This is a genomic window from Caulobacter sp. LARHSG274 (assembly GCF_052871235.1).
On the sequence record NZ_JBIXJO010000010.1, the window covers coordinates 1 to 13496 of the forward strand.

The window sequence follows — 13496 nt, forward strand, 5'->3', positions numbered from 1 at the left end:
GCTCCGCCTCTTCCAACTCCACCGCCGGCAACTCCCGACCCACCATCCCGCAGCCTCCCTAAAACCAAGAGAGTCTGTCACGACTGAGTCGATACCGAGTCCGCGAACTTCTGAGTCAGGACACTAGAACTCTTCCCACTCGGTGGCGACCGCCACGGCGGCACCGCCACGGGTCGAACGCACGGCCGTAACCGGGCGGCGACTGGGGGCGGCGCGAGCGGCCGTCGCCGTCTCGCCGACCCGGAAACGATCGACCAGGGCGGCCAACTGGTTGGCCTCGGTCTTCAGCGAATGACTGGCAGCGGTGGCTTCCTCGACCATGGCGGCGTTCTGCTGAACGACCTGGTCCATCTGGTTCACGGCGTTGTTGACCTCGTGCAGACCGGTGGACTGCTCGATGGCCGAGGCGGCGATCTCGGTGACCAGGCCGTCGATCGAGGCGACCTGCTCGACGATGCGACGCAGGGCCTGGCCGGTCTGGCCGACCAGATCGACGCCCGAGGCGACCTGCTGGGTCGAGGTCGAGATCAGGGCCTTGATCTCCTTGGCCGCTTCGGCTGACCGTTGGGCCAAGGCCCGGACTTCCTGCGCCACAACAGCAAAGCCGCGACCGGCGTCGCCGGCTCGGGCGGCCTCGACGCCGGCGTTCAGGGCCAGCAGGTTGGTCTGGAAGGCGATCTCGTCGATGACGCCGATGATCTGGCTGACCTGTTGGGCCGAGGTCTCGATCTCGGTCATGGCGCTGACCGCCTGGCCGACCACCCGGCCGGACTTCTCGGCGTCAGTGCGGGCGGCGGCGACCACCGAGGAGGCCTCCTTGGCGCCGGCGGCGGTCTTGCGCACGGTGGCGGTGATCTGGTCGAGGGCGGCGGCGGTCTCTTCCAGGCTGGCGGCCTGCTGCTCTGTGCGGCGCGCCAGGTTGTCGGAAGCGTCGGCGATCTCGTCGGAGCCGGCGCGGATGCCGCTGGTGGCGCCGTTAATGCTCTTCATCGCCGCCTGCAGCCGGTCGGCGGCGGCGTTGAAGTCGGTCTTCAGCTGCTGGGTGCGGGGCGCGAAGGTCGCCTCGATGCGGTGGGTCAGGTCGCCGCCGGCCAGGCGGTCGAGGGCCTGGCCCAGGGCGCTGACGGCGACGGCGTCCTGCTCGGCCTCGATAGCCTTTTCGCGCTCGCGCTGGAGGCGCTCGTGCTCGGTCATCGACCTTTGCTCGGCCGCTTCATTTTCCAGCCGGGCCTTGGCCACGGCGGCGTCCTTGAAGGTGGCGACGGCGGCGGCCATCAGGCCGATCTCGTCCTTGCGGCCCGCGGCCGGAATGTCGACCGAATGGTCGCCCGCCGCGAGACGGCGCATGGCCGCGGTCATCGCCGCCACCGGACCGGCGATGCCGCCGCTCAGCATCAGGCCGCCGGCCAGGGCGATGGCCGCCGTCGCCAGGATGCCGACCCACTGCACGATGGTGGAGGTCACCGAGGCCTTGTGCTGGGCGGTCGTCTCAAGCGCCAGCACGCCCTCGGCGTCCTTGACGATGGCTTCGATGGCGTCCTCGACCGGCGAGACGGCGGTGTCGGCCACGCCGTCGTGCTTGACCAGCTCGACAGCTTGCGGGCGGGTGGCCGGATCGCGGCCCAGGCTCTCGCCTGGCTCGATGGCCAGCTTGCGATAGTTGGCGTAGGCCGCGTCGACGGCGGCGATGCGGGCCAGGGCGGCGTCATCGCCGGCGGCCAGCTCGCGCAGGGTGTCGAGGGCGGCGAGGAACTTAGGCTTGTGGGCCTCTTCCAGGCGCTTGACGTAGTAGTTGTCGCCAGACAGCAGGAAGCCGCGCAGCGAGTTCTCCTGGCGGGTCAGGCGGAAGGCGGCGGTGTCGGCGGCGCGCAGGGCCTGGTGGGCGCGCTCGGTGCGCTGCACCGAGGCCTCGTAGGCCGATTTGTTGATGTGGGTCGCCACCCCCATCACCGCGATCGCGGCCAGCATGACGGCGAAGACGGCCAGAAGCTTGTGCGGAATTCTCAGGTCGCCAAAGTTCACGCCGCTCTCCATTACAGGGCGCGACCTAGCCAAGCTCAGGCTTCACGAAGGTGGGCCAGCGGCGTGGGTCGCGCCCTAAGCTCTGGCGAGATGGCGGTTTCCACGACATTAACCGTTGCGCGACGGAAGGTCGCACCGCGCGCGCCGGGCGCCGCCAGGACGGCCGTCAGGAGCCACCGAAGATTGTACGGCAGATCGGTTTGCGGCCCGACCGATGGCGCGCTCCACCTCAGGCGGTGCGCGAAAGACCCTGAAAAATATTTTCGCCTGACGGCGTTATTTTTCGCGTCCTCGCGGCCCTAGTGCGCCTCGTCCCAGTTGCCGGCCGCCCGGGCCTCCACGGTCAGCGGCACCGAAATCGCCACGGCCGGCTCGGCGGCGTGCTCCATCACCTGGCGGGCGACAACGCAGGTCGCCTCGGCTTCGGCCTCGGGCGCCTCGAACACCAGTTCGTCGTGCACCTGCAGCAGCATCCTGCTCGACAGCCCCGCGGCCTTCAGCGCCCCCGACATGCGGACCATCGCCCGGCGCATGACGTCGGCCGCCGCCCCCTGGATCGGGGCGTTGATCGCCGCCCGCTCGGCGAACTGCCGATGGGCCACCGACTTGCCGCCGATGTCGGGAATGTTGATCTTGCGGCCGAAGATGGTGGTGACATAGCCGTGCTCGCGCACGAAGGCCTTGGTCGCCTCCATATAGGCCTGGATGCCGGGGAAGCGCTCGAAATAGGTCTTGATGTAGGCCCCGGCCTCGCCCTGCGGGATCGACAGCTGGTTGGCCAGGCCGAAGGCCGAGATGCCGTAGACGATGCCGAAATTGATCGCCTTGGCCCGGCGGCGCACCTCGCTGGGCATGCCCTCGATCGGCACGTTGAACATCTCCGAGGCCGTCATGGCGTGGATGTCCAGACCCTCCTGGAAGGCCTTCTTCAGCTGCGGGATGTCGCCGATATGGGCCAGCAGGCGCAGTTCGATCTGGCTGTAGTCGGCGCTGATCAGAACCTTGCCCGGCTCGGCGATGAAGGCCTTGCGGATCTTGCGGCCTTCCTCGGTGCGGATCGGGATGTTCTGCAGGTTGGGGTCGGACGACGACAGACGCCCGGTGGTGGTGGCCGCCAGAGCGTAGGAGGTGTGCACCCGGCCGGTGCCCGGCGCGATCGCCGCGATCAGGTTCTCGGTATAGGTGCCCTTGAGCTTGGAGAGCTGGCGCCAGTCGAGCAGCACGCGCGGCAGCTCGTGCTCCAGGGCCAGGGCTTCCAGCACGTCGCTGTCGGTCGACCACTGGCCGGTGGCGGTCTTCTTGCCGCCCTTCAGCTGCATTTCGCCGAACAGCACGTCGCCGATCTGCTTGGGACTGCCGAGGTTGAAGGGCCGGCCGACCAGTTCCTGGGCCCGGGCCTCGAACTGGGCCATGCGCATCGAGAACTCGTTGGAGAGCCGTCGCAGGGTCTCGGGATCGACGCGGATCCCGTCGTTCTCCATCGCCGCCAGCACCGGCGGCAGCGGTCGCTCCAAGGTCTCGTAGACGGTCAGCAGGCCCTCGCGGGCCAGGCGCGGCTTGAGGACCTCGTAGAGCCGCAGGGTGACGTCGGCGTCCTCGGCGGCATAGGCCGTGGCCTCGGTCAGGCCCACATGCTTGAAGCTGATCTGGCCCTTGCCGGAGCCCGCGACCTGCTTGAACGGAATCGGCTTGTGGCCCAGCCACAGCTCGGACAGCTCGTCCATGCCGTGGCCGTGCAGCCCCGCCTCCAGCACGTAGCTGATCAGCATGGTGTCGTCGATCGGACCGACCTCGATCCCATACCGGGCCAGGACGGCGATGTCGTACTTGGCGTTCTGGGCCACCTTCAGCACCGCCGGGTCCTCCAGCAGTGGCTTGAGGGCGGCGATGACGTCCTCGGTGGGGATCTGCACCAGGTCGGCGGCGGCCTCCAGGGCTAGGCCGTCCTTCTCGCAATGGCCGACCGGAATGTAGCAGGCTTCGCCCGGCGCGACGGCCAACGATATGCCGCACAGACCGGCGGTGGCGGAAGACAGGGCGTCGGTCTCGGTGTCGAAGGCGACGATCCCCTTGGCCGCGGCCTTGGCGATCCAGGCGTTCAGGGTCTCCAGGTCGCGCACGCAGGCATAGGCGGCGTGGTCTATGCTGACCGGCTCGGCGACCGGATTGGCCGCCGCCCGGGCCGCCGCGCCCATGTAGGACACGCCCAGCACCGGCGCGGTCGGGGCGCTCGGCGGGCGATCAAGCGTGCGCGGCGCGGCCGAGGCGTTGCCGTCGCCGACCCGGCGGGCCAGGGAGCGGAACTCCATCAGCTCCAGGAAGTCGGCCAGCACCATCTTGTCCGGCTCGCGCACGGTCAGGTCGTCGATCGGCTCGGGCAGCGGGGTGTCGCAGTCCAGCTTGACCAGCGACCGCGACAGGCGGATCTGGTCGGCATATTCGATCAGGGTCTCGCGGCGCTTGGGCTGCTTGATCTCGCCGGCTCGGGCCAGCAGGGTGTCGAGGTCGCCGAACTCGTTGATCAGCTGGGCGGCGGTCTTGATGCCGATGCCAGGGGCGCCGGGCACATTGTCGACGCTGTCGCCGCACAGCGACTGCACGTCGACGACCCGTTCGGGATAGACGCCGAACTTCTCGAACACCTGCTCGCGATCGATGCGCACGCCCTTCATCGGGTCGAACATCGACACGCCGTCGCCGACCAGCTGCATCAGGTCCTTGTCCGACGAGACGATCACCGCCTCGCCGCCGACGTCGCGGGCCGCGCAGCTATAGGCGGCGATCAGGTCGTCGGCCTCGTAGCCGGCCAGCTCGATGCACGGCACGCCGAACGCCCGCGTGGCTTCGCGCACCAGGGCGAACTGCGGGATCAGGTCTTCGGGCGGCGGCGGCCGATGGGCCTTGTACTGGTCGTAGAGCTGGTTGCGGAAGGTCTTCTCCGAATGGTCGAAGATCACCGCCAGGTGGGTGGGGGCGTCGCCCTGCATGTCGCGCAGCAGCTTCCACAGCATGTTGCAGAAGCCCTGCACCGCGCCGACCGGCAGGCCGTCGCTCTTGCGGGTCAGGGGCGGCAGGGCGTGGTAGGCGCGGAAGATGTAGGCCGAGCCGTCGACCAGGAACAGCCGCACGGCCGGCCCGTCCTGGGTCAGGGGGCGGTCTGCTGCGGGGGGAGCGGCGGAATCGGGCGCGAGCGTGTCGGTCATGGCCGGCAAGATAGGCGGTCGCGGGCGCGGCGGAAACACCTCAGACGCGCGCCTTCGTGGTGGCGCTTGGATGCATCGATGCTTAAGCTCCACCGCAAGCTGCGAAGACAAAGCTCCTACAAACAGGCCTGACAAGGAAAACCATGCTGCGCATAACCGCCGCCTTCATTCTGGCGGTGCTGGCCGGAACCGCCGCCGCCGAAACGACCGACTTCCATCCGATCTTCACCGAATGGCCCAAGGCCAAGGATATCGCCGCGGCTTTTCCGAAGACCGCCTTTGAGAAGAAGATCACGGGCGAAGTGTCGCTGGAATGCGTCGCCGATCTGCAGGGACGCTTGACCGGTTGCAAGATCGCCGAGGAGACCCCCGGCGGCTACGGCTTTGGCGAGGCCGCCCTGCTTCTCACCGCCAAGGACCGCGTCAAGACCAAGGACGGCGCGGGCTCCTCCATCGTCGGACGGCCGTTCAAAAGAGATTTCACCTTTCTGGCGCCAGGCGACTCCAATCCCGACTGGGCGAAGAAGCCTACGGCGGAAGCCTTGGCGGCCGCCTTTCCCACGGCGGCGGCCAAGAAGGGCGTGGACGGTCGCGCCGTGCTGGCCTGCCAAGTGACCATTGAGGGCTATCTGCAGGGCTGCAAGGTCGAGGCCGAAGATCCCGAGGGCCTTGGCTTTGGGGCCGCCGCCCTGCAATTGTCGCCCCAGTTCCGCATGACTCCGAAGATCCGCGGCGGCAAGCCGCAGCCGGGCGGCCAGGTCACCATTCCCGTCGACTGGCGCGGCTTTCGCGGCGAGGCGGTCGAGACCGTCGGCTCATCGAGCCTGGTGCTCGACCCGCCGTGGGTGAGCGCCCCCACCGCCGCCCAGGTGCGCGCGGCCTGGCCCGCGGGGGCCAAGGACGCCAAATCCGGCCAGGCGGCGTTGCGCTGCGAACTGGCCTCCGACGGCGGGCTGAAGGCCTGCCAGACGATTTCGGAGATTCCCGCCGGACGCGGCTTCGGCAAGGCGGCCCGGTCGCTTGTTCCCTATTTCAAGGTGCGCTTTACGCCTGACCAGGCCAAGCAATTGAAGAACTACAGCGTCGATGTGCCCTTCCGCTTTCGCGACCCGGCCGACCCGGACGGCCGCAAGCTGACAAGCCCGCGCTGGACCCGCACCCTGACCGCCGAGGGCATGGCCGAGATCTATCCAAAGTCCGCGCTGGCGGCGGGCAAGCTCACCGGCCTGGGCGTCATTGGCTGCACGGTGGACGGGCGGGGCGAACTGACCGACTGCCAGGTCAAGCGCGAGGAGCCGGCCGCCTTCGATTTCGGCGCAGCGGCCATGGAGGCCGCCAAAGCCATGGCGATGAATCCCTGGACCAAGGAGGGCGACCCGGTCGACGGTCAGCAGATCAACCTGCCAATCCGTTTCAACTGGCAGGGCGAGCCGCCTGAGGCCGCTTCCGCGGGCGCTCCGGCGACCCCCTAGCCGAACCGGGCGTTCAGGTTGGGCAGATCCTTGCCGAACGCCGCGTAACCCGTGGTGTCGCCGCTTTCGAGGAAGGTCCGGGTTCCCGCCAGCATCGCACCATAGGCCGCGTTGAACGGGCCGGTGGCCGAGCTCAGGCGGCGCACGCCCAGTTCGCCCAGGCGCTTGGCCGACGGCATGCCCGGCCGGCCCATGGCGTTGAGCGGCAGGGGGATTCCGGCGGCCAGGGTCGACAGCAGTGTCTCGTCGATCGGCAGCGGCACGAAGATCCCGCTGGCCCCGGCCTGGGCGTACAGCGCAGCCCGGCGCAGCGTCTCGTCCAGGGCCGCCTCGCCCTCCGCCAGGCCGGCCAGATAGACGTCGGTGCGGGCGTTGATGAACAGGTTGACGCCCGCCTGGTCGGCGGCGGCCCGGGCGGCGGCCACCTTGCGGGCGTGCAGATCGGGATCGCGGCGGCCGTCCTCCAGGTTGATCCCGACCGCGCCGGCCCCGATCACGGCCTTGACCGTCTCGGCCAGTTCGGAGAAGTCGTCGGTGTAGCCGCCCTCGATGTCGGCGCTCAGCGGGACGGATATCGACCGGCTGATCCCGGCGACGACGTCGATCAGGGCCGCCACCGGCAGGGCGTCGCCGTCGGCATAGCCCCTCGCCCAGGCGACCGCGGCGCTGGAGGTGGCGACCGCCGCCGCGCCGGCGTCGGCCATCAGGGCGGCGCTGGCCGCGTCCCAGGCGTTGGGCAGCACCAGCACCTGGGAACCCTTGTGCAGGGCGTGAAAACGGTCGGCTTGGCTCTGGCTCATGCGGCGAACTCTCGGGAAGAAGGGCCGCGACTATGGCGCGAGCCGGGGCGGGTCGTCTCGCGGAAATCGGACCTGATGCCTCGCCTGCTGACAGGTTCCGGCGCCGGTCGCCCATGAAATCGGCGTTCGTTCAATTGCGGCGAACGCGTCGTATTGTCGCCTTGGCGAGGTCAATCGCCTCCCCTAGAGGCAACAGGCGTCCACCATCGCCGCCCACGGGAACCTCCCCTCCTCCCGGGCTTTGGTTCAGGCAACCAGAAACAGCAGGATGTGCGTTTGCCATGGCTTCATGGAAGAAGATCCGCGCCGGTACGGCCTTTGTCGCCGCCACCCTGACCACCGCCGCCGTGCTGGCGATGGCTCCCATGCACCACGTCGCGCCCCCGATCGGGCCGAGCGCCAAACCGGTGAAGCTGACGCCGCCGCTGATGCCGGCCGAGGCCGGAAAACCGCTGCCCAAGACCATCCTGGCCTGACGTCTCAGGTCGCCGCCCTCTCGTTTTTGAGGGCGGAGGGCGCTACAGAGCGCCCATGCCGTTCACCGCCACCGTCCTGACCATGTTCCCCGAGGCCTTCCCGGGCCCGCTCGGCGTCTCGCTGATCGGAACCGCGTGGAAGGAACAGGACCTGTGGCGTTTGGAAACACTGGACATTCGGGGGTTTTCCAAGGATAAGCGCGGCTTCCTCGACGACACCCCAGCGGGCGGCGGCGTGGGAGCGGTACTCAAAGCGGACGTCATCGCCGCCGCGCTGGACAGCGTGGAGGTCGGTGGGCGGCCGCTTTTGTACATGAGCGCCCGGGGTCGGCCCCTGACCCAGGCGCGCGTCAAGGAATGGTCGAAAGCGCCGGGCGTCATCGTCCTGTGCGGCCGTTTCGAGGGGGTGGACCAGCGGGTGCTCGACGCCCGCGGGTTCGAGGAGGTCTCGGTCGGAGACGCTGTTCTTGCCGGTGGCGAAGCGGCGGCGATGGTCGTGATCGAGGCGTGCGTTCGATTGGCTCCAGGGGTTCTGGGCAATTTCGAGAGCACGCAGGAAGAAAGCTTCGAGGACGGGCTCCTTGAGCATCCGCAGTACACTAGGCCGCGGACGTTCGAAGGGCTCGATATCCCCGAGGTGCTGCTGTCGGGCGACCACAAGAAGGTGGCCCAGTGGCGGAAGAGCATGCGTGAAGAGACCACCCGCGAGCGGCGTCCAGACCTCTGGGAAGCGCATCTCGCCAATCAACAGGCAAAAGGCGGCCCGAAAGCGGGTAAGCCCAAAGGAGACTAGAGTTATGGCGATCAACATCATCAAGGAACTCGAGCGCGAAGAAGCCCAGCGTCTGCTGGCCGCCCGCGCCATCCCCGAGTTCGAGCCGGGCGACACCCTGCGCGTCAACGTCCGCATCAAGGAAGGCGAGCGCGAGCGCGTCCAGGCCTATGAGGGCGTCTGCATCGCCCGTTCGGGCGGCGGCGTGCACGAGAGCTTCACCGTCCGCAAGATCTCGTTCGGCGAAGGCGTGGAACGTCTGTTCCCGCTGCTGTCGCCGAGCATCGAAAGCATCGAAGTCAAGCGCCGCGGCGTCGTCCGTCGCGCCAAGCTGTACTATCTGCGCGACCGTCGCGGTAAGTCGGCCCGGATCGCCGAGCGCTCCAACATCCGCAAGGACAAAGCCGACGTCGCCGAATAGGCGCCGCGCCCTGGCGTTATCGAACGAGGCCCCGGCGGAGACGCCGGGGCCTTTTTCTTGATCAACTTCTGCGGTCAAGCTTGAGTGCGATCGCACGGAGATGTTGACAGAACGCCGTTCCTCGTGCTTGGTTAGCTCACCCCCGCCGCTCAGCGTCGGGCTTATTGACCGCTCCCTTGCAAGGGGGTGGCCCTCTTCGGAAAAGGCGTCATGGCCCCCGAAGGCAAAGCGATATGAGGGCGCGCCAAGAGCGCGCCCTCTTTGCGTTTCGGAGCGGAAAATCGCCCCTCAACGCGCCGACACCGTCGGTGTGGACGGCCGTCGCGGCGACGGCGACAGCCGTCGGTCGCGATGATCGCGCATGCGCTGCAGGCGTCGGCCCACCCGCGCCTCGCGCAGCAGCGCCGTCGGCACGTCGCTCAGCATCTTCAGCCCGGCGATCGGCGACATGTTGCGCACGTCGCGCCGCGCCTGGGCCAGCACCTCGCCGACCATCAAGCGGCTGTCGATCTCGCCCTCCTCCTTGACCATGGCCAGGCGGTGCAGGGCGTAGAGTCCCAGGACGGCGGCGATCAAGAAATAGAAATCCCAACTGGAAATCCGCAGCGGCATCAGGGTCAGGACGTCGCCGGGGCTGGTCCAGCGCAGCAGGATCTCCAGGCGGCGGGCGGCGAAGAAGTCGGCGAACATCCCGCCCAGCACCGGCGCCAGGCCTGCGGCGGCCGAGCTGATCAGGGCGTTGGCGGCGATATAGGCGGTGGCCGAACCGCGCGGCGACAGCTTCAGGGCGATATTGCCCGACGACAGGGTCACGCCCGCGGTGGCCAGGCCCATCAGCGCGTGCAGGCCGATCAGATAGGCCATGACCCAGACCCGGTCGTGGATCTGCGAGGCGCCGACCATGGCCGCGATGCAGGCGATGAACAGCGGCGCGGCCACCGCCAGCACCGACTTGTTGGCGAAGCGGTCGGACAGCAGGCCCCAGGAGCGCAGGGCCAGCACGTTGGTCGCCTGGCTGACCACGCTGAGCACCACCACGAAGGTGACGCTGAGGCCCAGCTGCTTGACGAAGAACACCGTGAAGAACGGCGTCGCCAGGTTCACCGCGAACTGCCAGCTGGTCAGGAAGGCGATCAGCCGCCGGAAGTTCGGATCGCCCAGCGGCGCACGCAGCAGCGGCAGCAGCTTGACCCGCTCGGTCGGGGCCGGCATCTGCGGCTCCGGCGTCAGGGCCAGCTCCCGGCAGCTCAGCAAGCCCGCCAGAAACGCGGTCATGTAGAGGCCGGAGAACACGAACGGCCGCAGGAACGAGCCCTCCGGCGCGCGGTCGAGGGCGAAGGCGGCGGCCAGGCTGGCGGCCAGGCCAACCAGCGTGGCGTTGATGGTCCGCTTGGCGAAGATCTGGCCCATCCGCTGCTCGGGGGCGAGGTCGCGCACCCACGCGTTCCAGGCGCAGCCGCCGAAGGTCGCGACCCCGCAATAGAACACCTGCGCCACGACAAGCCCCGTCAGGGACAGCTGACCGCCGCTGGTCAGGGCCAGCAGGGCCATGCCGACCAGGGCGCAACGACTGATCAGGCTGGCCAGCACCGAGATCCGCTTGCGGGTCCGCAGCCCCTCGACCAGCAGCACGCCGGGCAGCTGCAGCAGCTGCACCCAGAAGGTTATGGCCGCCAACAGGCCGATGGTGGTGTTGGACGCCCCCAGCTGCAGGGCGAAGGCGGTCAGGATGACGCCGCTGGTCACCGCCGTGACCGCGTTCGAATAGCCGGCCTCGCGGACCAGATGTCGCAGGCCGCGCTCGCGGTCTTCGTCGCTCAGGCTCGGCGTTGGGGCAAGAAACATGCGCTACAAAGCCTTTGCATGCCCATCCGCGGGCAAGATTGATCCTCCTGGCCACCGGCCGGCGTATTTTCTGGCGTTTCCTCGCTTTACGCGCCCCGCCTCAAGGCCTAGATGCCGGGTATCATGACCCGCGCACCAAAGACCCTCTACGACAAGATCTGGGACGCTCACGTCGTCAACGAACAGGACGGCGAAGCGATCCTCTATATCGACCTGCACCTGATTCATGAGGTGACCACGCCCCAGGCCTTCGCCGGTCTTCGCGCGGCCGGCCGCAAGGTGCGCCGGCCCGACCGCACCCTGGCCGTGGCCGACCACAACATCCCCACCGAAGGCCAGGCCCTGGGCGTCGACGCCGTGGCCGACGACGAGGCGCGCCTGCAGCTGAAGACCCTGGCCCGCAACGTCCAGGACAACGGCATCGAGTTCTTCCCGATGGGCGACATCCGCAACGGCATCGTCCATGTGGTCGGGCCCGAGCAGGGCCGCACCCAGCCGGGCATGACCATCGTCTGCGGCGACAGCCACACCTCGACCCACGGCGCCTTCGGGGCCCTGGCCCACGGCATCGGCACCTCCGAGGTCGAGCACGTCCTGGCCACCCAGACCCTGCGCCAGGAGAAGGCCCGCAACATGCTGGTCCGCGTCGACGGCCAGCTGGGCCCCGGCGTCACCGCCAAGGACGTGGCCCTGGCGGTGATTGGCGAGATCGGCACGGCCGGCGGCACCGGCTATGTCATCGAGTTCGCCGGCCCGGTGGTCCGCGACCTGTCGATGGAAGGCCGCATGACCCTGTGCAACCTGACCATCGAGGGCGGCGCCAAGGCCGGCCTGGTCGCCCCCGACGACAAGACCTTCGCCTATATCCAGGGAAAGCCCTCGGCCCCGAAGGGCGCGGCCTGGGACATGGCGCTGTCCTACTGGAAGAGCTTCGTCAGCGACGCCGACGCCCATTTCGATCGCACCGTGGTGATCGACGGCTCGGCCCTGGTCCCGATGGTCACCTGGGGCACCAGCCCCGAGGACGTCATCCCGGTGACCGGCAACGTCCCGGACCCGGAGAGCTTCGCCACCCCCGACAAGCGCGCCGCCGCCCACCGGGCGCTGGACTATATGGGCCTGACCGCCGGCCAGCCGATCAGCGAGGCCCGCATCGATCGCGTCTTCATCGGGTCGTGCACCAACAGCCGGATCGAGGACATGCGCGCCGCCGCCGCCGTGGTGCAGGAGGCCTTCCTGCATGGCCGTCTGGTCGCGCCCCACGTCAAGGCCATGGTCGTGCCGGGCTCGGGCCTGGTCAAGGAACAGGCCGAGGAAGAGGGCTTGGACGCGATCTTCAAGGCCGCCGGCTTCGATTGGCGCGAGCCGGGCTGCTCGATGTGCCTGGCCATGAACCCCGACAAGCTGCAGCCGCAGGAGCGCTGCGCCTCGACCAGCAACCGCAACTTCGAGGGCCGCCAGGGCCGCGCCGGCCGCACCCACCTGGTCTCGCCGGCCATGGCGGCGGCGGCGGCGATCGCCGGCCACCTGGTCGACGTGCGCACGTGGTTGGAGGAGACCGCCTGATGCAAGCCTTCACCCGTCTCGACGGCCGCGCCGCGCCGCTGTCGCTGGCCAATATCGACACCGACCAGATCATCCCCAAGCAGTTCCTCAAGACCGTCGAGCGCGAGGGCCTGGCCAAGGGCCTGTTCTACGATTTCCGCTTCGACGGCGACGGGAACGAGATCGCCGATTTCGTGCTCAACCGGCCGGAGTACAAGGGCTCCAGCGTGCTGATCGCCGGCGACAATTTCGGCTGCGGAAGCTCGCGCGAGCATGCGCCCTGGGCGCTGATGGATTTCGGGATCCTGTGCGTGATCTCGACCAGCTTCGCCGACATCTTCAACAACAACTGCTTCAACAACGGCTTGCTGCCGGTGGTGCTGAAGCCCGAGGAGGTCGCCGTCCTGATGGACGAGGCCAAGGGCGGCAACCACATGGTCAGCATCGACCTGGCCGAGCAGACGGTGATCTCGCCCTCGGGCCGAGCCTTCCATTTCGACATCGATCCGGTGCGCAAGGACAAGATGCTCAAGGGCCTGGACTTCATCGGCGAGACCCTGATGCACAGCGCCGACATCGACCTCTATGAGAGCAAGCGGGCGCTGGACCGCCCCTGGCTGGAAGCCTAGCGGCCGATGACCGTCATCCTCGCCGGCACGATCCGCGTTCCGCCCGAGCGTCTGGCCGAGCTGCGGCCGCACCTGCGCGCTCAGGTCGAGGGCAGCCGGGCCGAGCCGGGCTGCCTGGACTACGCGCTCAGCGAAGATCCGCTCGATCCGGGCCTGATCCGGGTGTTCGAGCACTTCGTCGACGAGGAAGCCCTGGCCTTCCATCGCGCCAGCCCGCACATGGCCGCCTGGCGCGCCTGCTTCCCCGAACTGGGCGTCCACGACCGCCGCATGTCGTCCTTCGACGTCTCCGCCTATCGCGAAATCTAAGA

At 68.6% G+C, this 13496-nt stretch carries 11 protein-coding genes; 7 read left to right on the plus strand and 4 right to left on the minus strand.

What is annotated here, in order from left to right; translation table 11 throughout:
• Positions 1 to 123: 123 nt before the first annotated feature.
• A complete protein-coding gene (locus tag ACIPQB_RS16335; RefSeq protein ID WP_446486309.1) occupies positions 124 to 2022 on the minus strand; it encodes a methyl-accepting chemotaxis protein in 1899 nt (632 codons plus the stop codon).
• A gap of 299 nt (positions 2023 to 2321) precedes the next feature.
• The gene (gene polA, locus ACIPQB_RS16340; RefSeq protein ID WP_446486310.1) at positions 2322 to 5225 is read right to left on the minus strand and encodes a DNA polymerase I; all 2904 of its coding nucleotides are present in this window, start codon (positions 5223 to 5225) and stop codon (positions 2322 to 2324) included.
• A gap of 143 nt (positions 5226 to 5368) precedes the next feature.
• Here polA and ACIPQB_RS16345 point away from each other — a divergent pair, with 143 nt between their 5' ends.
• Positions 5369 to 6697, plus strand: a complete 1329-nt coding sequence (locus ACIPQB_RS16345; RefSeq protein ID WP_446486311.1) for a TonB family protein — start codon at positions 5369 to 5371, stop codon at positions 6695 to 6697.
• Here ACIPQB_RS16345 and ACIPQB_RS16350 read toward each other — a convergent pair.
• Positions 6694 to 7497 (minus strand): isocitrate lyase/PEP mutase family protein, encoded by an 804-nt coding sequence (locus ACIPQB_RS16350; protein WP_446486312.1) that lies wholly within the window; start codon positions 7495 to 7497, stop codon positions 6694 to 6696. The genes ACIPQB_RS16345 and ACIPQB_RS16350 overlap by 4 nt on opposite strands.
• A 281-nt stretch (positions 7498 to 7778) precedes the next feature.
• On the opposite strand from ACIPQB_RS16350, the gene ACIPQB_RS16355 reads away from it, so the two are divergent.
• The 3 genes from ACIPQB_RS16355 to rplS are packed head-to-tail and all read left to right on the plus strand — an operon-like array spanning position 7779 to position 9166.
• A complete protein-coding gene (locus ACIPQB_RS16355; protein ID WP_446486313.1) occupies positions 7779 to 7973 on the plus strand; it encodes a hypothetical protein in 195 nt (64 codons plus the stop codon).
• 55 nt (positions 7974 to 8028) lie between these two features.
• Positions 8029 to 8766, plus strand: a complete 738-nt coding sequence (gene trmD / locus ACIPQB_RS16360; protein ID WP_446486314.1) for a tRNA (guanosine(37)-N1)-methyltransferase TrmD — start codon at positions 8029 to 8031, stop codon at positions 8764 to 8766.
• 4 nt (positions 8767 to 8770) lie between these two features.
• A complete protein-coding gene (gene rplS, locus ACIPQB_RS16365) occupies positions 8771 to 9166 on the plus strand; it encodes a 50S ribosomal protein L19 (RefSeq protein WP_446486315.1) in 396 nt (131 codons plus the stop codon).
• Positions 9167 to 9454: 288 nt separating this feature from the next.
• On the opposite strand, the gene ACIPQB_RS16370 is transcribed toward rplS, so the two are convergent.
• Entirely contained in the window at positions 9455 to 11011 is a 1557-nt protein-coding gene (locus tag ACIPQB_RS16370) for an MFS transporter (RefSeq protein ID WP_446486316.1), read from the minus strand.
• Between the two features lie 123 nt (positions 11012 to 11134).
• On the opposite strand from ACIPQB_RS16370, the gene leuC reads away from it, so the two are divergent.
• Genes leuC through ACIPQB_RS16385 form a run of 3 tightly spaced genes read left to right on the plus strand, consistent with a single transcriptional unit; the run spans position 11135 to position 13494 of the window.
• The gene (leuC, locus tag ACIPQB_RS16375) at positions 11135 to 12577 is read left to right on the plus strand and encodes a 3-isopropylmalate dehydratase large subunit (RefSeq protein WP_446486317.1); all 1443 of its coding nucleotides are present in this window, start codon (positions 11135 to 11137) and stop codon (positions 12575 to 12577) included.
• Positions 12577 to 13185, plus strand: coding sequence for a 3-isopropylmalate dehydratase small subunit (gene leuD / locus ACIPQB_RS16380; RefSeq protein ID WP_446486318.1), 609 nt, complete (start codon positions 12577 to 12579; stop codon positions 13183 to 13185). Before leuC ends, leuD begins: the two co-directional genes overlap by 1 nt.
• Before the next feature lie 6 nt (positions 13186 to 13191).
• Positions 13192 to 13494, plus strand: a complete 303-nt coding sequence (locus ACIPQB_RS16385; protein WP_446486319.1) for a putative quinol monooxygenase — start codon at positions 13192 to 13194, stop codon at positions 13492 to 13494.
• The last annotated feature ends 2 nt before the right edge of the window (positions 13495 to 13496 follow it).